Consider the following 19,563-nt stretch of genomic DNA (forward strand, 5'->3'; position numbering starts at 1 on the left):
CCTAGGGGAATACTCCATTTCAAGCTTTTATGATAATTGTGTGGGGTCAGACCCCTATTTGCCTAGTGCGAAGGTGATCTCGACTTCGCAGGCTACTTGGCCATCAACGGTTGCGATTCCTTTGCCTTTACCGATCGAACCTCGTACACGTGTCATCTCAACTTCAAGGCGAAGCTGGTCTCCAGGTACGACTTGCTTTTTGAAGCGGCAGTTATCAATGCCTGCGAAAAATGCTAGACGTCCGCGGTTTTCTTCTTTTTTCAGCATTGCGACTGCCCCTACTTGAGCCAGTGCTTCGACGATTAAAACGCCTGGCATAACTGGGTACTCTGGGAAGTGGCCGTTGAAGAATTCTTCGTTCGCTGTAACATTCTTGATCCCAACAGCGCGCTCTCCCTCTTCTACTTCTAAGATACGGTCAATCAGCAAGAACGGATAACGGTGTGGAATGATTTCTTTGATTTCTTCAATCGTTAACATATACGAACATCACCTTTCTTTTTTACTCATGGTTTATGATCTATTTTTATTATACTTGGTATTGTTACCTGGTACTAATTTTACATCAAAAGAAAACAATGACTTTCATGCAATGTCATTGTTTTTTTATTATATCTTTACGCATCTTTTTCTACAAGGTCGATGATGTGTGTCCATGTTTCTTTTTCAAACACGTTCATCGGTTTACCGTCACCAATCACGCCATAGCCAACCATTGTACCAACAGCAAAGCAGACGATGATGCCACAGACAAGAAGCAGAAGACGCAGCCAGATCGGAAAGCTTCTTTTCGTTTGGCGTTGGTACCACTGTTTCTTCTCTTCTTTAGAAGACGTTTCTTTCTCTTGGTAACGCTGTGTTTTCGGTTTTTCGTTTTTATTCAACTCTTGCATCTTATTCGTCATACAAACCTACCTCATTTAGCGAAGCCCGTTTACTAACCCCATCATTTGGTCAGCAATTGTAAGAGAACGCGCATTAAATTGATAAGAACGCTGTGTTTGAATCATTTCCGTCATCTCCGTGGAGATGTTTACATTCGAGGATTCGAGTGCACCTTGCTGAACGAAGTTACCTGCTCCAGCATTTACTTCCTCTATCAATTGATTTAACGGAATGTCCTGTGGCGCTTGCAAGTTCTGTCCAACAGATAACATCAGCTGCGGCCGAACTATGTTTACAATCGCTAGCTGTCCTGATTCAACAATCGCTCCATTATTTAACGTTACCGAAACTTGGCCGTTTTGTCCAATGGTAATTTTGCTATGGTCAGCTGGAATCGTAATCGGTCCGTCTACGCCCATTACTTTATTGCCCTCTGATGTTACAAGTTCCATCTGGTTGGGATTGTTAGCAGACGGTGACAAATAGAACGCGCCGTCTCTTGTAAACTGCAGCGATTCATTTCCGTTGTTATCTATCGCAGATACCTGAAAATAAAAGCTAGGCTGTGTGAGCGCTACATCAAGAAGTCGTCCAGTTTGCTGCAGCGTGCCTGCTTCTAAACTGAGTGCAGTTGAGGACACACGCGCTCCGCTGCCAATTCGAATTCCGTTTGGCGTTAGACGACCCGCTTCTGTCGGATTCAATGCTTCACTATTGATCTGCTGAAAAAGAATATCCGAAAATTGGGCCTCGCGTCTTTTATAGCCATTTGTCGTGCTGTTGGCCATATTATTTGAGATGGTATCGAGCTTATGTTGCAGCTGCCCCATCGTTACTGCTGCTGAAATCATAGACTGGTTCATGTTTGGATCCCCCTAGCCGATTCGGCCAATTTCGTTCGATGCTTTTTCCATCGTTCGGTCGTAAGCTTGAAGTACTTTTTGGTTGGCTTCAAACGCACGGTAAGCCGTCAGCATCTCTGTCATCGTCTGTTCGGTGTTCACGTTCGACCGTTCTACAAAACCTTGCTGCACGTTGTATGTGATGTTTGGATTTCCAAGCGCACTCGGCGCATTCCCGTTTCCATCTAGCCTGAACAAGCCTGTGCCTTCTTTTACCAGATCGTTAGGGTTGGTGATGTACGCAACGTCAATCTGCCCCGCAACTGCACCGTTATCGAGCACCGTACCGTCTTTGTTCACTGTAAAATTATCGCTACTCACCGTTATCGGGTTGCCATCTGTTCCAAGCACATAATATCCTTCCGGCGTTACAAGACTACCTTCTGCGTCCACTGAAAAATGGCCGTTTCGCGTAAAACGCTCTTCACCGTTCACGTTCAATCGGAAAAAGAGTCCGCCGGGCTTTCCTGTTTCCGGGTCAAGCGGAACTTGTCCTTGAAGAAGAGCCATATCCGTTTTGATCCCCGTCTCGCGCATGTCTCCTTGCAGAAAGTTAGGTGCTGTTTCCTGCACGTAAACACCTGTTGAAAGTGCCGCGGGTCCGATTGGATAATTGTTTGGCAATTTTTTTCCGTTCATTTCTGTTTCTCCCATATGCTGAAGCAGCATCGTTGGGAACGTGCGCAGACTCGCATTATCCGCTTTATATCCAGGCGTATTCGCATTCGCCATGTTATTTGTTAAAATTTCTTGTTTGCGCTGCTGTGCCAGCATGCCGGCTGCAGCATTATAGAAGCCTCTTAACACGGAGTATTCCTCCTGTATTTGTAATCTGGACACAAAATGTCTCATCCGTTTTATCGACAGTTTTTTACAATTATTAATAGATTTCTGCAAAAATTGTGAGATTCCTTTTTCATGATGAGGAAATTGTGGCAGAGATGGTGGAGTGGCCGTGGAGCTGGTGACGCGCGTTTGTTTGTCGAAAAGCCTATAAAAATTTTTGATGGACTATAAATTCATTAGAAGGCCGATAAAATAATTTGAGGGACTTTAAAATATGTTGAAGGCCTATAAAGTTCGTTTTAGGGCTTAGAAGCTATTTTCCGATGCCCATATTGCTTTACAGATCTTAACCTTACTTCATACAAAAAAACGCCACCCAATACGGGCAGCATTCCTTCATTAAAACACTTTTCTTTTCGCGATTTTATCCATATGTTCAAGCATTAAGCCTGTTCCTTGAGCAACTGCTCTCATCGGCTCTTCTGCGATCAACACAGGTACTTTTAATTCATCTGCAAACAGCTGGTCAATTCCGTGAAGAAGCGCTCCACCACCTGTTAGCATGATTCCACGGTCGATGATGTCAGCGGATAATTCAGGCGGCGTTTTTTCTAACACGCTCTTAGCCGCTTGAACGATAACCATCACCGGCTCCATCAATGCGCGTTGGATTTCTTTAGAACCTACTGTAATCGTACGTGGAAGTCCTGATACCATGTCACGTCCGCGGATCTCGAGTTCTTCGTCACGCTCGTAAACCGTAGCGACGTTCAACTTAATGTTTTCAGCCGTACGTTCACCGATCAACAGCTTGTACTCTTTTTTAATATATTGAAGGATTTCTGTATCGAACTTGTCCCCAGCCATCTTAATAGAAGAGGACGTAACGATATCTCCCATACTCAAGACCGCAATGTCAGTTGTGCCACCACCGATGTCCACAACCATATTGCCGCTCGGCTGGAAGATATCCATCCCCGCCCCAATTGCAGCCACTTTCGGCTCTTCTTCAAGGAAAATATGTTTCGCTCCGCACTTTTGCGCAGCTTCTTTAATCGCTTTTTGTTCAACGGACGTAATGTTCGTTGGTGTACAGATCAAGATTCTAGGCTTGGCAAACATGCCTTTTACGTTAATCTTATTAATAAAATGTTTCAGCATCTGCTCGGTTACTTCAAAGTCAGCGATTACGCCATCTTTTAACGGACGGATCGCCACGATGTTCCCAGGCGTACGGCCTACCATGCGGCGGGCTTCTTCTCCTACAGCGAGTGCTTTTCCAGTATTCGTGTCGATCGCAACTACAGATGGTTCATCGAGCACGATTCCTTTTCCTTTTACATAAATCAGTACATTAGCGGTACCAAGGTCAATTCCAACGTCCCTTGAAAACATGTTATATCCTCCCTGTTAACATCCATACGATATAATGACATTTTTAGTAAAAAATCGAAGTTCTATCCAATTTATCATTATATCACAAGTCTGTCGAACAAGGTGAAATATTGTCAAAAATTAATTATTAGACACTGGAACGATGCGGCACATAATGTAATATCATTTCATCTCGTATCCCTATTCATCATAAACTTACTGAACAACTTCCTCTGTGCCTTTTTTGTACTTTACGCGAGTCGCTTCTCCACCTCTCAAGTGGCGGATGGACTTATGGTATTCGAGGATCTCTTTTACGTTGTTTGCAAGATCAGGATTAATTTCAGGCAGCCGCTCGGTGAGGTCTTTATGCACCGTGCTTTTGGAAACCCCGAATTCTTTTGCGATCATGCGGACTGTTTTTCTTGTCTCCACGATATACCGTCCTATCTTGATGGTTCGCTCTTTGATGTAATCGTGCACACCACTCGCCTCCCTAAAATGGATGTGAGAGATGCGATAGAGACTTGTATGAACAAGCTACGTGACAAGTTTCGTTGTCATCTTCGGCTTATAAGTGTTGCTTCCATTCCCCTTTTTCCACCGCAGCCATAGTACGATTTCTCACCGCTCACCCTCAATTGAATTATTGTAGGTTTTGTAACATCTTATTAACCAAGTTTTCGTTATATGCCTAAATCTCAACTGGGACAAGGGGAAATGTCCATATTTGTGAAAAAACCTGCATAAACAGTTGGAAAATTAAGTTATTTAATAATTGTGAAGGAAAGAAAACTTTAGTTTACTGTACGTGTTTTTATATGTATGACACGTTCGCCGGTAAACGTGCTTTTTTCACCGGTAAAACGTTTGTGACCACCTGAGAACGGCTTCGTTACACCGGTGATGCAATCGTGACCACCTGAAAAGAGGAATGTTTCACCGATAAATGGTTTAGGCTTGTATAAAAATGAAAAAACTGCCTCGGATTGAACCGAGACAGCTTCCTTTTTGCTATTATTCGTTAGCACCAGAGTCGTCTGCTGCAGGAGCATTCGTATCTTCTGCCGATTGAGATGATGATTCTTGCTCACGGTTGGCATCTTTGCCATCTTTCGTGTCTTTCATATCTTTTGTATCTTTTGTATCTTTAGAATCCTTTGTGTCCTTTGTATCTTTAGAACCTTTGTCTTCAGCCTTTGGTGCTTGCTTCTTTTCTTCAGCAGGCTTTTTATCTTCAGCCTTCTTCTGCTCTTCTGCTGCTTTTTTCTCTTCCGCTTTTTTCATCTCTTTACGAGAGTCATCAACAGCGGTTGCAAGTTGTGCAACAGATTGGTCCCAAGCCATCACTGGGTCGACTGCTTCTCCGTCTTTACGAACTTCGAAGTGTGCGTGGATCTTCGCATCTGTATCGTATGCGTTCTCACCAGCTTGTCCTAAAACTGCGCCTTGCTTCACTTGGTCACCTTGCTTAACAGATACAGAAGCAAGTGATGAGTAGTGTGTGACTACACCTTTGTCATGCTCTACTTCTACTACGAACCCTAGTGCAGGATCTTTTGCTACTTTTACAACGTTACCACTTAATGCTGCTGTTACGTCAAATGCTTTGTTATCAGCAGTCGCTAAGTCGATACCACGGTTTTGGTAGTAAATATTGTTATAGAATACAAGGGCTGCTTCTTGTTCTTGAGCTGGTGCTTCCGGGCTAAAGAAATCTTTTACAACTTCAATGGCTTCAGGTTCAGCAACTGGCATTTGGAAAACTTCTTTTGTTAGGGATACAGGCACTGCTGCTCCATTGTCCTCTAATGCGCTGTCTGGAGTATTATTATTCTCCGTATTCTTCGCATCGTTTTGATACCATAGAACAGAAGTTAGAATGACTGCTGCAAAGCTTAAGTATACTGCAGGATAAACCCAACGTTTTTTCATAGCACTCTTACCTTTCATCGGTACTGTTTTTTTGTTTTGTTTTTCTTCTTCTTTCATTTTTCATCACCTCAGCAACAAGTTTGAACAGAATTCTGAAAATATATACTTTCGTGCAAAACTTTTTTGAAGATTTCTTTCGACAATACAAAAAACCGCCGAATGCCTTATAACATCTAGCGGTTTCCTCAAAACTATAAAGAGGGGGTCTGACCCGGGTCAGACCCCCTACAATTTCCACGCAATTTACTGAGGCTGATACGCGAGCCCTTTGTCAGCAATCGGTTTATAATCTGCAATCTCAATCCCTTTGTAATAGTGGTTTACGATCTCTTTGTACGTCTTACCTTCCTTTGCCATTCCGTTCGCACCATATTGGCTCAGTCCCACTCCATGACCATATCCTCGTGTTGTCACGGTAACTTGCTTTCCTTTTTTCTTCATCTGGAAATCAGTCGACCGTAGCTCCAGCTTCTCTCGCACTTCTTTTCCAGTGAACTCTTTTTTACCGATCGCCCATTTGCCAATTCGTTTTCCGCTCGTTGTGGCTACCACTTTTCCGATCTGACCGTCCTTTGTTAGTGAAACGCCGAGCTTCTGCTCTACCGTTCTGACAGGCAGCTGGATGGTCTCTGTGTACTTCGGAGATTCTTTTTTATCCCATGGACTTTCTACACTTCTTAAATAAGGGTATTCGTTTTTCCAATAGTCCTCGGAATTCACTGTGAAGCCGTTGCTTGTGGAAAAGAAACTTGCTTGGATCGGATCTCCTTCATACGTTAGGATCTGTCCTTTTGTCTCAGAGACTGCCTTGATGATCTTCTCTATTTTTTTGTTAAAGTCATCTCCCCAAAGGGTCTCTAGCTCTTCGTTTCCTTTGTACACTTGATGCATCACCGTGTCTGACACGACTGCTCCTTCTGGCAGACTATCATCTTTGCCGCGGTTTAGTAGAGCTTTGACTATAAACGTTCGTGCGGTCAGCGCTTGTGCTTTCAGCGCTTCTAACTCAAAGTCTGCGGGCATTTCAGAAGCGACCACTCCCGCCACATACTCCTCTAACGGGATGTTCTGAACCGTATCCATCGATTTTCTGAAAACAGGCACGACGATGTCAGAATGAGGGACTTCTAAAGCTAGCACTCTCTCAGATGGACGCGCAGCCTTCTCTTCTTTCCATTCAGGAGGTTCTGACGAAAATGGTAGTACGAGTATCGTCGGGAGAAGGACGATGATAGCGACAAAAATAGCTAGAATCCAAATCAGCGGCTTGATATTTACATTCACGTTCCAATGCCCTCCTAGATTGTTATCTACCATACAACTTATACAAAAAGAGGGGCATTTAGAACTCGAAACTAGCATTTTTACAATTGAAATGAGCTCCTTACAATCTTCATTTACAAGTTTTGCTTCAGGGACTGATACAGGCCAACCGCCGCATAAAATAGAGAGATGAAATGCTTGAAAGGGTGAACAGCATGGACAGTTTTCAGCAGCCTGTTTTGGTTCGTACGCTCACGTATGCACCTGGCAATATTAAGATTTACTATCCGCAGATCGAAGGCAAGATCAACCCTCGTATTCAGCAGCAAGTAAACCGAAGAATCGTTCAGATCAACGAGCAGCTCGCGAATTATCAGAATCCCGAGGCTCGTCCAGGCATGTATGGAGAGTTTGCTGTTAAAACGAACGAAAAGAACATCCTATCCATCGGTTTCTTAAATTTTGCTTATACACCCATGGCCGCTCATGGAATGACGTATATCAAATCAGAGACGTGGGATCTTTCTACCGGAAAAACGTATCAGTTAAAAGATCTGTTCGAATCCGGAAGCAATTATGTAGAGGTTATTAACCGCCATATTAAAGAACAGCTGAAATCGAGGCAGATCGACACACTCGAACCGTTCAAAAGCATACGGCCTGATCAAGACTTTTACATTGCCGACAAGTCGCTCGTGATTTATTTTCAGCTATATGAAATTACCGCTTATGTATATGGATTTCCCATGTTCCCCATCTCCGTTTTCGATCTGCAGAACATCATTGATGAAAACGGACCACTTGGTAAAATGGCTGTGAATGGGTTATAAAAAGACAACAATAAAACCCTGACCTCCACGCTTAGAGATCAGGGTTTTCGCATTAAATTTAGTTCACGCCAACTGCATCATACGATTTTTTAACCGCTGCTACTTCTGGAGATGTTGCTCCATAAAGGTCAGATGCTGATTGAACAAGAGCCGCTCTTGCTTGGCTGAAGTTTGAAGAAGCTGTTAAGTATACCGTGTTTGCTCGGTAGTAGATCGCTCCTACTTTTTGATTGCCGATTGCCGGAACCGTTACACCATAATGCGTTCCACCAACTGCCAGCAAGTATGCCGCTTTATTGATGATACCGCTATTGATGTGCACTCCACCATTGTCGCCCGTTCCTGTGTAGCGAACCGAATAATGATCAGGATCTTGATATTTTGCCGGATTGCTCATCGAACGAAGTGCATCATTTGGCGTTCCTGGTGTGTAGATATCTTCTCCGATCTCATAATCCGGATTGTTATTTTCATGGTGCTCGACTAACGTACCGAAAATATCGGACATCGCTTCGTTCAACGCACCCGATTCGTTTTGATAGATCAGATCAGATGAGAAATCCGTTACAGCATGTGTTAATTCATGCGCGACAACATCTAATCCGCCTGACAATGATACAAACGTCGATCCATCGCCATCACCGTATACCATCTGCTGTCCGTTCCAAAACGCATTGTTATAGCTACGGCCATAGTGAACCGTTGATTTTAATGCTGCTCCTTTATTGTCATACGAGTTGCGGTTGAAGACTTCTTTATAATAATCGTACGTTGCACCAGCATAATAGTGAGCATCTACAGCTGCTCTGTCATAGGTCGCGTTTAACTTGTTATCAGCGTCGGCCCATAGTGTGCCAGGAAGCTGCTGACGGTTCTTCGCATCGTATGTAAATACGCCGTTTCCTCGCGTGTTATCCTGCAGGTAGTACGTACCGTTCGATAATAATGTGTTCAGGGACTTCGTATCGCCAAGGACACCCGTTCCTGTACCAATCGCATTCGTACCTACTAATGTTCCTCCACCCGTTGGCGGCGCTTTATGATCACCATGTGCTTCGTCCAAGTCGTTATAAGAGTTTAAGATTTTGCCTGTTACAGCATCTACAAAGTAATTATAGTTACCTGGTTCAGGCGATAAGAAGTTTAGATTCACCAAGTACGCATAATTCGCTTTATCTCCATTTGTATACACAACAAGTTCAGAAGTTGGATCTGCTTCATATTCAGGCGTGAAACCGAGGTCTTTAACCGCTACGGTTACTGCTTTTGCAGCTGTAATCTTTTTGCCGAAGCTTAACCCAGGCTTACTTTGAAGATCAGGAGTAACCGTTCCTGAAAATACAACGAGCTCTCCCTTTTCGTTAACATGCGCTACTTGTGTGGAGCCCCAAATTGGAACACCTTTATAAGTTTGTTGGATTCGCACCAATTGTCTGCCTAACTCATCTTTTGTAACAGACTTAACCGTGAATGAATCCTCTGCTTTTTGAGTTCCTAATTTAAACGTTTTTGATTCTTTTTGAAGATAATTAAAAACAACTTCCTTTGCTGATTTTGAAGACGCCTCAGACAGTTTTCCAGATACGAACGACGGTGTACCCGTTAAGCTGTTCATTTTTTTTGTTGATAAAACATTAACAGGTGCCTCCGCCGATGCTTGTCCTACCGCTAACGGACTTACTGCAAGACCAAGTGCTAATCCCCATAGAGTTAATTGCTTTTTCATCCCTTCCCAATCCCCTTTGCTTCATGAATTTTAAAGCCAGTGGATTTATAATAGCACCTTTTATTTTATTTTCAAACTATTCTTAAAATTTTGATTATATCGTACTAACTACAAAATTTTAAAACAAAAAACAGGTATTAGGAACTGTTTTTTCGTGTTTATTCGAGTTAAAAGACTAACTTGATCAATAAAAAAAGCTGGCTATGAAAGCCAGCTTTTACAGCTATTTCGATTTTCGGCCTTTAATAAAATTTAAAACAAAAACGATTAAGGCGATTACAAGTAAAATATGAATGATCCCGCCAGCTACTTTAAAAATGACACCTAATAACCAAAGTACGACTAGTATTCCGATAATGGTCCAAAGCATGAGTTCGACATCCCTTCCATAAAATAAAAAAAGTATAAGTATATGGTTTAGATTTCCCGAATACGCTTTGAATTAAACAGCAGTTACCTCTAAATCATAATTGTCAGTGGAAATACATCATTTACAGGCGGTTAATCATAAAACATCGGTGGTTAGAGACTGCTTTCAGGCGAAACTACACCCTTTTCAGGTGCTCACCATCCATTTACCGGCGAACGTGTAATATATAAAAACGCGTACCATAAAACTCAGACTAAAACAGAAAAACCCTTCCTCAAAGTTGAGAAAGGGTTCGCTCTAAATAAAATTACGCTAAATTACTTTTTAATGATTGCTCTTTGGAAGGTGTTGTTTTCACATCTTCGTTTACACGCTCGATGTCAGCACCTAATGCAGCCAATTTCCCAGTAAAATCAACGTATCCGCGGTCGATGTGCTTCAGTTCTGTTACACGTGTGTAACCATCAGCGACAAGCCCAGCAAGTACCAAAGCTGCACCTGCGCGAAGGTCAGTTGAAGCAACCTCAGCACCTTGCAGATTTACAGGTCCGTTGATCACAGAAGAACGGCCTTCGATTTTAATATCACCATTCATGCGGCGGAATTCTTCCACGTGCATGAAACGGTTTTCGAATACAGTTTCCGTGATTACGCTTGTTCCGTTTGCACGAAGCAATAGCGCCATCATTTGCGACTGAAGGTCAGTCGGGAATCCTGGGTGAGGCATTGTTTTAATGTCAACAGGCTTTAATTCACGAGGTCCGCGAACACGAAGTCCGTTTCCTTCTTCTTGAATTTGTACACCCATCTCTTCCATTTTTGCGATTAAAGGACGTAGGTGTTCTGCGATAGCATTTTCAACTAAAACGTCACCTTGTGTAATAGCTGCTGCTACCATGTACGTACCAGCTTCGATACGGTCTGGAACTACTGTATGCTCAGCACCAACAAGTTCTTCAGCTCCAACGATGCGGATCGTACCTGTTCCGGCACCGATTACTGTAGCACCCATCGCGTTCAGATAGTTAGCTAGACATACGATTTCAGGTTCTTTTGCAGCGTTTTCGATGATAGTCGTTCCTTCAGCAAGAGTTGCAGCCATCATGATGTTCTCAGTAGCTCCTACACTTGGGAAGTCTAAATAAATCTTTGCACCTTGCAAGCGGCCATCAATTTTTGCTTCGATAAATCCATTTCCGATCTTTACTGTTGCACCCATCGCTTCGAATCCTTTTAGATGCTGGTCAATAGGACGAGATCCAATTGCGCATCCTCCTGGAAGTGCGATACGAGACAATCCAACACGAGCAAGCAATGGTCCCATTACTAGGAATGATGCTCTCATTTTGCGGACATACTCAAATGGTGCTTCAGTTTTCAATTCGTTTGTAGCATCAACAGAAATTTCACCGTTATCAAATGCTACATCAATATTTAAATAACGTAATACTTCGTTAATCGTAAACACATCAGCTAGACTAGGCACGTCTTTAATTGTGCTTTTGCCTTTACTTGCTAAAATGGATGCTGCGATGACAGGAAGTACGGCATTTTTAGCTCCTTCAACTCGAACAGAGCCTTCTAACCGCCTACCACCACGGACAATGATTTTTTCCAACGATATTCCCCTCCGCGTCCAATTTGTATATTAATATTCAGACGTAATTATTGGTGTGCCAATTGTGACAGTTGTTCCGCTGCCCAATCCTTCAGATCGCAATGCCACCTGAAGATTCATTTTATGTTGATGACCGGTATAAATCGCTTGTTCCCACTGCTCAGTATATGCAGAAAGCGACACAAACGTCTCTTCTTTTAGTTCCTCGACAGGATCACCAGAAAAGGCGCGTACCAATTCATTTGCTTGCGAATACAAATCAACCACCATTTTATCACCGTATGTACCGGTAACACAAGAGAAAATTTTGGGATTTCCTCCAATTGATTGTTCAACACGGCTATCGATCAGGTTCTGGATTTCTTTCCAATTTTGATTTGCATTTACAAGTCCTTCAACCGCATAAATAAAATACGATGCAGATTGATCTTTTTGGGGGTATGTAATGACGGTAATCTTCTCTCTAACCCCGATGTCATTACGCTCAAATAATCCGGTCATTTTATAATGTCCGGCTTCCTCTTCCGTTACCGCCCAGTTAAATTCAGGATAATTACGTTTAAGCTCTTCTGCTTGTTTTACATACCCTAGTCCTTTAGATGTAAAACCTGTTTGACCACGAAAATACATAGTCCATTTGTCAGGCGTTGCACCACTGTCTTTTAGAACGTCTATTATATGTGTAACTTCATTTGTTTTTTCATCTGTTTTTGCATATCCAGAAGTAATCATAACTAATAGCAAAATCGCTGTAATCGTCATCGTCCATTTTTTCATTCCCCAGCACATCCTCTCTATTTCTCATTGTTGCCAATGAAACAGAGGATATCCGTGGAAGTTGTAGTCATATTCCGACAAATCCACTACTTCAGTAAAAGTTGTGAAGTCATCCAAATAGCTGACTAAGATTCGTGGAATACTGTAGATACTTTAGAAAAAAATCGCTCGCTATGCTCGCTAAGCTGATCACTAGAAGTATGTATAACACTCTAGCCTGCATGACCTTACCTTTTTTGATCCATTTATCAAAATGAACGGCCTGCAATGCCCACCAAGAGATCACGAGAAACAATAGATGTACGATGATATGTAACAAAGCTTGTTGTCCGATTGGAATCATTTAAAAGTCTGACCTCCTCATTACATATTTCGACATCTTTAAGCATAAATCTTTCCCGACATTTTAGATAGATACTTTATCCCTAGTAAGGTGTTTTGAAAGCCCTTTCTTTCGATAAGTTCAAAAAGTTGTAACGACTAATAAATGTCAATCTCGATAGATAGTCGTTTCACTATGATTAGACGAAACAAAACGTAAGAAGTTACGGTAGTTTTGGCTCATTTTTTGGGTTTTTTTCGGGTGAGGACTACTGTTCAAGAAAGTTGTTGATTTCCGTTTCAGATGCTCGCTTTCCGCGGGGCAGGCGGTGAGCCACATTCGTACGTTTCACTCTTAAGTGTCTCACCTGCCCACCTGTCCCGCAGGAGTCTCGCATCTTACACTACAATCAACAGTCAAAGTAGAAATTAAAAGATTAAAAAGACGCTAGCTCTTATTATTTCTAAAGAATACTTATTCTTAAGAAACTAAAAAAGCCCATCAACCTCTCACTAAGGAGAAGGTTGATGGACTACCATTTGAGCTCAACAATTAATGATCATGCGTATGAACTTCTGTTTCGATCTGCATGAAGAATTCGTTCACATCAAAGTTTCCGTAAAAGAAGTCGAGTGCGAGATCTGGCATAACCCCTAGAATTAAAACCGATGCCGTACAGAATGCGAGTACAGCAGCCATTCCCCCCGGGATTGAAACCTTTGGTCCCTCACTATCACGGAAAAACATGATCGCAATAATATTAAAGTAATATACGTACGATACGAGCGTGGTTGCCATCATAACAGCGGCTAGCCAATATTGTGCCTGCTCAAGCCCAAGCGCTCCCATAAAGATTCCAAACTTCCCGATAAAACCTGCCGTAATCGGAATACCGGCAAGAGAAAGAACAAAGAACGTCATCGGAACCGCGAGCCACGGTGAGCGGCGGAACAATCCGCGGAAAACGCCGATATCATTTGAACCTTCTTGACTTGTTAACAGCTGAATGACGGTGAACGCGCCAATATTCATAAACAAGTACGCCAACAGATAAAACCAGATCAATTCAAACAACAATGACGAATTTGAAACGAACGGTACTAAAATGTAACCTGCTTGTGCAATTGAAGAATATGCAAACATCCTTTTTATGTTGCGTTGACGAAGTGCCGTAACGTTACCAATGATCATCGTTGCCGCAGCTAATGCCATTACATACGGCTGAACTTGCAGCAGAATCGGTTCCTTATCGATCCCTGGAGCCGCGATGAAACAGATGATGATCACACGCAGCAAGATCACAAAGCCTGCTGTTTTAGACACGACACTCAAGAATGCTGTAACTGGAACAGGCGCACCTTCATATACATCTGGTGCCCACATGTGAAGTGGAGCGGCCGCGATCTTAAACGTTAGTCCTGCAAACGTGATGATGAATGCGAAGAAGATGAGAAAGCTGTGCTCTAACAGTTCAAGGTTCCCCATGTTCTCTGCGATCTTGAACAGGTTTGTCTCTCCGGTCAGTCCGAAAATGTAACTCATTCCAAAAAGGGTGATAGCCGTCGCGATTCCGCCTGACACGATATACTTAAACGCTGATTCATTGCTTCGTTTATTACGCCTCTCGAGTCCAGCCATAACATAGGAAGAAAGGGATAGAAGTTCCAGACCGACAAACAAAGTGATCAAGTCAGCGCTGGATGCCATCATCATGGCTCCTAATAGAGCTGCGAGGAGCAGGTAATAAAATTCTCCCCTATTCTCCTCAAGGTCTTCTTTTTTATAATTGGAAGAGAGAACAATAACTAATAACGTTCCTAACAAGAGTAGAATCTTAAATGCTTTAGAGAAAGAATCAAGTCTGTACGTATCATACAGAATCGACGTTACTTCTATATCGAGCTGCATAAAAATCGTGATAAGAGCAGCTAGAATACCTGCTCCAGCAAGCCAGGCTAGTGGCTTCCTGCTCGATTCTTTTTTCATAAAAAGGTCGATAACAGATAAAAGGGTCGCAACCCCTAAGATAATAAATTCAGGAGTCATAACACTCCATCTAAACGATAATAAAGTATCTAGATCCATGATTTAGCCCCCTAACCCTAGCAGAATGCTATCTAATGTCGGACGGAGCATATCACTTAACCATGCAGGATAGATGCCGATAAACAAAATCGCTGCAAGCAAGATAAACGCCGGAATTCGTTCTGTTGATGAAAGGTCGTGTGCGTTTGATAGTTCTTTTTCAGTTCCAAACGTGATCGCCAACACCGCTCGCAACACATAAACTGCCGTTAAAATTAGGCCTAGTGCCCCTACAGCGGCTAACACAGGCATCTTCTCAAACAATCCTAAAAACGCCATGAACTCGCTTATAAAACCTGACATTCCTGGAAGGCCTAATGATGCGAGTCCACCTGCGAGCATCACACCTGCAAAGATCGGCATCCTTTTCGCGACTCCACCAAAGTCTTTTAACTGTGATGAACCACCTCGTTCGTAGAGAACACCTACTAAAAAGAACAACAGAGCCGAGATCAATCCGTGTGAAACGACTTGGAACACTGCACCAGTCATACCCGCTTCGTTCAATGCGGCGAGACCGATTAGAACGATTCCCATATGTGAGACAGACGAGTAAGCTAAGACGCGTTTCAGATCACGCTGTGTGAGTGCTAAGAATGCTCCGTAAAGCAGGTTAATCACGCCGAACAATCCGATGATAAAAGCGAGTGACTCAAACTGATCAGGAAACAGTCCTGCCCCAAAAACGATCAAGCCGTACGCACCAATTTTTAAAAGAATACCTGAGTGAAGCATAACGATCGGCGGTGGCGCCTGAACGTGGACCCTCACCATCCATGAGTGAAGCGGTGCGACCGGCAGCTTGACTGCAAACGCTATAAGAAGTGCGATCAGCATCCCCATCTTAAAATTCTTTGTGATGTTCATCTCGTTCAGTTCAGATTGCGGAAGCGAGAATGTATAAGCTAGCTGATCAAAATTCATCGTCCCCGTCTTCATGAACATCGCCACGAATGCGATCAGAAGAATAGCTGAACCGACCCCGTTATAGATCAAAAAACTGTAAGCTGCTTTTTCTTTTTCAAGATAACCCCAGCGTCCGATGAGGAAAAACATCGGAATGAGCGTGATCTCAAAGAAAATAAAGAACAAAAATAAATTTTGGGCGGCGAATACGCCGATCATGCCCATCTCAAGCAAGAAGAATAAAATGAAGTAACTTCTCCAATCCTTTTTGATCGAAAACGATGCAATGGCAGCAAGCACACTTACAACCGTTGTTAATAAGATAAGCACCATCGATAGACCGTTAACGCCCACTTCATAAAAGATCGGATAGCTCACATCACCATTCGACTGAAAGACTTCATAAGACACCCACTGAAACTTTTCAGCAAGCTGAAGACCTTCGCCCGATTTATTGAAAGCAGACAACGTAACGAGCGCGGTACCTAGCGGAAATAATGTACCTAATACCCCGATCCATTTGATCGACTTCTCATCTTGAGATGGAGTAAATAGGAGAACCAAAACGCCTAACAAAGGGGAAAGAATTAATATCGATAGAAGCCATGTGTTCATGTGAAGTACCCCCCTGTTAATGCGACGATCAGCAATAGAATCACGATGCCAAAAATGGCGAACGTCCCATACGTTTGAACCTGCCCGTTTTGAAGACGTGAGCCTACCTTACTTAACCCTTGAACGCCACTCACAACTGCTGCCACGAGTCCGTCCACGATATATTTATCAAACAGGACGCCAAGTTTGCTCAACCCCTTCGTTCCTTTAACGAAAGTCGCGTCGTATCCTTCATCCACGTACCACTTGTTATAGATCACGTTGCTGAGTCCTGGCAAAGACCGTGTAATCCAATCGCGGGAAAGTGTTCCTTTTTGGTAGATCAGATAAGCTAGACCGATTCCTAAAAGAGACGATGCTGTTGCAACGATCGGAATCCAGCTTGGACCGTGATGATCTCCATGCGGTAGTTCAACAGGGCCTCCTGCTAAGTAATCCGTTAAAAACGTACCGAACCATGCTGTGTTCAGGTAACCCGCCGCAATAGCCAGCACACCTAGAACAATCATCGGAAGCGTCATGACACTTGGTGATTCATGTACGCCACTCTGATCGCCGCGCGGTTTTCCTGTAAACACAAGGAAAAATAGACGGAACATATAGAACGCCGTCATGAAAGCGGCAATGACTGCCAGCCAGAACAATCCGTAACGGCCATCTGCGTACGTACTTGCTAGGATTTCGTCTTTTGAAAAGAAACCTGATAATAGCGGAACTCCTGAAATGGCTAGAGCACCGATCAAAAAGAGAGGTCCTGTCAGTCGGAGCTTTTTCCAAAGTCCGCCCATCTCTTCAATGTTTTGTGTATGTACAGCATGAATCACGCTTCCTGCAGCTAAGAACAATAACGCTTTAAAGAATGCGTGCGTCGTTAGGTGAAAGATCCCTGCCACATAACCGGATGCGCCAAGTGCAAGCATCATGTAACCCAACTGGCTGACCGTTGAATACGCCAACACGCGTTTGATGTCTTTTTGCATAAGACCGATCGAAGCTGCAAAGATTGCCGTTACCCCACCTACTACAGCAACGACTGTTAAAGCTGTTTCTGAGGCTTGAAAGAGCGGATACATCGCAGCGACCAAGTACACCCCTGCCGCGACCATCGTGGCAGCATGGATAAGGGCTGATACGGGTGTCGGTCCTTCCATCGCGTCCGGAAGCCACGTATGAAGAGGCAGCTGACCGGATTTTCCGATCGCTCCCACAAAAATACATAGTGCGGTAAGTGTCAGCATGCCAGAGGATATATCACCATTTCGGACAGAGGCAAATATTTCGTCATACTCAAAGCTACCAACCTGCCAAAATAGTAAAACCATTCCGATAAAAAGACCAACGTCCCCGATTCGGGTCATGACAAATGCCTTTTTCGCAGCGGCTTTTGCTTCTGGTTTAAAATAGTAGAATCCGATCAACAAGAACGAACCAAGTCCAACAAGCTCCCAAAACATATAGAGCTGTAATAGATTCGGAGAAAGAACGAGTCCGAGCATCGCAAAGGAAAACAATCCTAAATAAGCAAAGAACACGGGAAATCGTTCATCGCCATGCATGTAACCTTTTGAGTAAAGATGTACAAGAAAACTGACGAGTGAAACGATCACAAGCATAAGAGCATTCAGCGGATTGACTTCATATCCCATCGTGATGGCCCGCTCACCGATCTCGAACCACGTGCCCTCAACCTTAATCCCGTCACCTTGCCACACCGCGATCCAAACCCCGAGAGATAGAATGAGCGATAACCCGGTTAGAAGCACACCGATCCATGCAGTGCCTTCATTTTTTGATTTTCTAAAAATCAGCAATAAAACGAAGGATAAAAGCGGGAACAACGGTATAAGCCAACTATTCTGCAACATAATCGTCCATCTCCTTCCTTATCGCTTCATCGTATCCATCTCATCCACGTTGACCGTCTGTCTGTTGCGGTACAGTGCAATGAGAATCGCAAGTCCGACTGCCGCTTCTGCCGCAGCAACTGTGATTGTAAACAGCGAGAAAATCTGACCTGTTAAACCAGGATTTATTGAGTATTTAGCAAAAGCGACGAGATTAATATTTACAGCATTCAGCATCAGTTCAATCGAAATAAGTACAATGACTGCATTTCGTTTTGTTAATGCACCAAACAAACCGATGCAGAACAGGATCAAGGCAAGCATCAAGTAAGCTGCTAAAGGGACAGAGCTCATTTTTTTGCCTCCTTTTCATCGTCATCCCGCTTTGCCAGAATGATAGAACCGATTAAAGCTACAAGCAGCAGGACGGATGTTAACTCAAACGGAATCACATAATGCGAATACAGTTCTATTCCGATCTTTTTCGTATTATCGATGTGAAGCTCTGCATTCTGCTGACCAAAATCAAGGTCTTTGATCTTGCCGTACATGATCAGGAAGAAAAGTCCGATCGCAAGCCCGGTTAAGATGACTTTTAACCGTGGTGCACGCTTTTCTTTTTCCTGATGACGTGTGAGCATGATTCCAAACAGCATGATGATCGTGATAGCTCCTGAGTAAATTAGCACCTGCACGACGGCAACGAACTCTGCTGATAGTGTGATGTAAATCCCTGCAATGGCAATAAACGTAAAAATAAGAGCAACAACCATGTGAACGACATTGGAAAGGTTAATAAGAAGAACGCCGCCGGCAATGGCTGTTAAGGCGAGAAAGAAAAATGCGATCATTTCACCGGTCATGCTTTGTTCTCCTTTCTAACATTCTCGTCGTTCTCATCGAGCCACTCGAGGTTTTTAAAAAGTTCATCACGGCTGTATTCTGCAAGCTCGAACTGATTCGTCATGACGATCGCTTCAGTCGGACATACTTCTGTACACAAATCGCATAAGATGCAGATTTCAAAGTTGATGTCGTACGTGTCGATGATCTTCCCTTTTTTTGCAGGATCGGGATGCGGCTTACCTGTTAACTGAATGCAGTCGGTCGGGCAGATCTGCGCGCATTGGTTACAGACGATACATTTTTCGGGATAAAACTTTTGGATGCCGCGGAAACGGTCAGGCATCTGAATCGGCACGTCTGGATAGCTTGTGGTGACGTTTTGTTTTGTTAGGTTTTTGACGGTATAGCTTAAACCTTTTACAAGACCTTTCATCCTGAGATCACGCTCCTTATGCGTTGGTCTTTCGATTGATAGAGCA

Annotated in this window: 21 protein-coding genes; 1 reads left to right on the forward strand and 20 read right to left on the reverse strand. The window is 43.3% G+C overall.

Annotated elements, in window-relative coordinates; all coding sequences use genetic code 11:
* Nucleotides 1-54 precede the first annotated feature (54 nt).
* The 9 genes from fabZ to spoIID form a co-directional block, all read right to left on the reverse strand.
* Nucleotides 55-480 carry a 3-hydroxyacyl-ACP dehydratase FabZ gene (fabZ, locus tag I5J82_RS15740; protein WP_066398842.1) on the reverse strand — a complete coding sequence of 142 codons (426 nt, stop codon included), beginning with the start codon at nucleotides 478-480 and terminating at the stop codon, nucleotides 55-57.
* Between the two features lie 137 nt (nucleotides 481-617).
* A complete protein-coding gene (locus I5J82_RS15745) occupies nucleotides 618-905 on the reverse strand; it encodes a DNA-directed RNA polymerase subunit beta (protein ID WP_233096507.1) in 288 nt (95 codons plus the stop codon).
* Nucleotides 906-920: 15 nt separating this feature from the next.
* Entirely contained in the window at nucleotides 921-1,748 is an 828-nt protein-coding gene (locus I5J82_RS15750) for a flagellar hook-basal body protein (protein ID WP_198768651.1), read from the reverse strand.
* 12 nt (nucleotides 1,749-1,760) lie between these two features.
* Nucleotides 1,761-2,594, reverse strand: coding sequence for a flagellar hook-basal body protein (locus I5J82_RS15755; RefSeq protein WP_198768652.1), 834 nt, complete (start codon nucleotides 2,592-2,594; stop codon nucleotides 1,761-1,763).
* Between the two features lie 378 nt (nucleotides 2,595-2,972).
* On the reverse strand, nucleotides 2,973-3,968 hold the full coding sequence (mreB, locus tag I5J82_RS15760) for a rod shape-determining protein (protein ID WP_198768653.1): 996 nt from the start codon (nucleotides 3,966-3,968) through the stop codon (nucleotides 2,973-2,975).
* Between the two features lie 195 nt (nucleotides 3,969-4,163).
* Nucleotides 4,164-4,430: a sporulation transcriptional regulator SpoIIID gene (gene spoIIID / locus I5J82_RS15765; protein ID WP_007203593.1), complete on the reverse strand. Its 267-nt coding sequence runs from the start codon at nucleotides 4,428-4,430 to the stop codon at nucleotides 4,164-4,166.
* A gap of 314 nt (nucleotides 4,431-4,744) precedes the next feature.
* Nucleotides 4,745-4,978, reverse strand: coding sequence for a hypothetical protein (locus I5J82_RS15770; protein WP_198768654.1), 234 nt, complete (start codon nucleotides 4,976-4,978; stop codon nucleotides 4,745-4,747).
* Nucleotides 4,965-5,939 carry a stage II sporulation protein SpoIIQ gene (gene spoIIQ / locus I5J82_RS15775; RefSeq protein ID WP_198768655.1) on the reverse strand — a complete coding sequence of 325 codons (975 nt, stop codon included), beginning with the start codon at nucleotides 5,937-5,939 and terminating at the stop codon, nucleotides 4,965-4,967. Before spoIIQ ends, I5J82_RS15770 begins: the two co-directional genes overlap by 14 nt.
* Nucleotides 5,940-6,125: 186 nt before the next feature.
* Nucleotides 6,126-7,166, reverse strand: a complete 1,041-nt coding sequence (gene spoIID / locus I5J82_RS15780; protein WP_332873666.1) for a stage II sporulation protein D — start codon at nucleotides 7,164-7,166, stop codon at nucleotides 6,126-6,128.
* Between the two features lie 194 nt (nucleotides 7,167-7,360).
* Between spoIID and I5J82_RS15785 the strand changes: the two genes are divergently transcribed.
* A complete protein-coding gene (locus tag I5J82_RS15785) occupies nucleotides 7,361-7,975 on the forward strand; it encodes a DUF3298 and DUF4163 domain-containing protein (RefSeq protein WP_198768657.1) in 615 nt (204 codons plus the stop codon).
* A gap of 58 nt (nucleotides 7,976-8,033) precedes the next feature.
* On the opposite strand, the gene I5J82_RS15790 is transcribed toward I5J82_RS15785, so the two are convergent.
* From I5J82_RS15790 to nuoI, 11 genes are all read right to left on the reverse strand, one after another.
* Nucleotides 8,034-9,701: a M4 family metallopeptidase gene (locus I5J82_RS15790; RefSeq protein ID WP_198768658.1), complete on the reverse strand. Its 1,668-nt coding sequence runs from the start codon at nucleotides 9,699-9,701 to the stop codon at nucleotides 8,034-8,036.
* Between the two features lie 223 nt (nucleotides 9,702-9,924).
* Nucleotides 9,925-10,071 (reverse strand): lmo0937 family membrane protein, encoded by a 147-nt coding sequence (locus I5J82_RS15795; protein ID WP_137791095.1) that lies wholly within the window; start codon nucleotides 10,069-10,071, stop codon nucleotides 9,925-9,927.
* 307 nt (nucleotides 10,072-10,378) lie between these two features.
* A complete protein-coding gene (gene murA, locus I5J82_RS15800; protein WP_198768659.1) occupies nucleotides 10,379-11,689 on the reverse strand; it encodes a UDP-N-acetylglucosamine 1-carboxyvinyltransferase in 1,311 nt (436 codons plus the stop codon).
* A gap of 30 nt (nucleotides 11,690-11,719) precedes the next feature.
* Nucleotides 11,720-12,466, reverse strand: a complete 747-nt coding sequence (locus tag I5J82_RS15805) for a YwmB family TATA-box binding protein (protein WP_198768660.1) — start codon at nucleotides 12,464-12,466, stop codon at nucleotides 11,720-11,722.
* Between the two features lie 109 nt (nucleotides 12,467-12,575).
* Nucleotides 12,576-12,809, reverse strand: coding sequence for a DUF1146 family protein (locus I5J82_RS15810; protein ID WP_144696969.1), 234 nt, complete (start codon nucleotides 12,807-12,809; stop codon nucleotides 12,576-12,578).
* 531 nt (nucleotides 12,810-13,340) lie between these two features.
* The gene (nuoN, locus tag I5J82_RS15815) at nucleotides 13,341-14,873 is read right to left on the reverse strand and encodes an NADH-quinone oxidoreductase subunit NuoN (RefSeq protein WP_198768661.1); all 1,533 of its coding nucleotides are present in this window, start codon (nucleotides 14,871-14,873) and stop codon (nucleotides 13,341-13,343) included.
* A gap of 3 nt (nucleotides 14,874-14,876) precedes the next feature.
* Nucleotides 14,877-16,394, reverse strand: a complete 1,518-nt coding sequence (locus I5J82_RS15820; protein ID WP_198768662.1) for a complex I subunit 4 family protein — start codon at nucleotides 16,392-16,394, stop codon at nucleotides 14,877-14,879.
* Nucleotides 16,391-18,259 carry an NADH-quinone oxidoreductase subunit L gene (nuoL, locus tag I5J82_RS15825; protein WP_198768663.1) on the reverse strand — a complete coding sequence of 623 codons (1,869 nt, stop codon included), beginning with the start codon at nucleotides 18,257-18,259 and terminating at the stop codon, nucleotides 16,391-16,393. The genes I5J82_RS15820 and nuoL overlap by 4 nt, the downstream gene beginning before the upstream one ends.
* Before the next feature lie 18 nt (nucleotides 18,260-18,277).
* Complete coding sequence (nuoK, locus tag I5J82_RS15830) at nucleotides 18,278-18,592, reverse strand: NADH-quinone oxidoreductase subunit NuoK (RefSeq protein WP_144696957.1); 315 nt, start codon at nucleotides 18,590-18,592, stop codon at nucleotides 18,278-18,280.
* Nucleotides 18,589-19,101: an NADH-quinone oxidoreductase subunit J gene (locus I5J82_RS15835; RefSeq protein WP_066398893.1), complete on the reverse strand. Its 513-nt coding sequence runs from the start codon at nucleotides 19,099-19,101 to the stop codon at nucleotides 18,589-18,591. Before I5J82_RS15835 ends, nuoK begins: the two co-directional genes overlap by 4 nt.
* Nucleotides 19,098-19,517 carry an NADH-quinone oxidoreductase subunit NuoI gene (gene nuoI, locus I5J82_RS15840; protein WP_066244809.1) on the reverse strand — a complete coding sequence of 140 codons (420 nt, stop codon included), beginning with the start codon at nucleotides 19,515-19,517 and terminating at the stop codon, nucleotides 19,098-19,100. Before nuoI ends, I5J82_RS15835 begins: the two co-directional genes overlap by 4 nt.
* Nucleotides 19,518-19,563 lie beyond the last annotated feature (46 nt).

The organism is Fictibacillus halophilus (genome assembly GCF_016401385.1).
Taxonomy (GTDB): domain Bacteria; phylum Bacillota; class Bacilli; order Bacillales; family Fictibacillaceae; genus Fictibacillus; species Fictibacillus halophilus.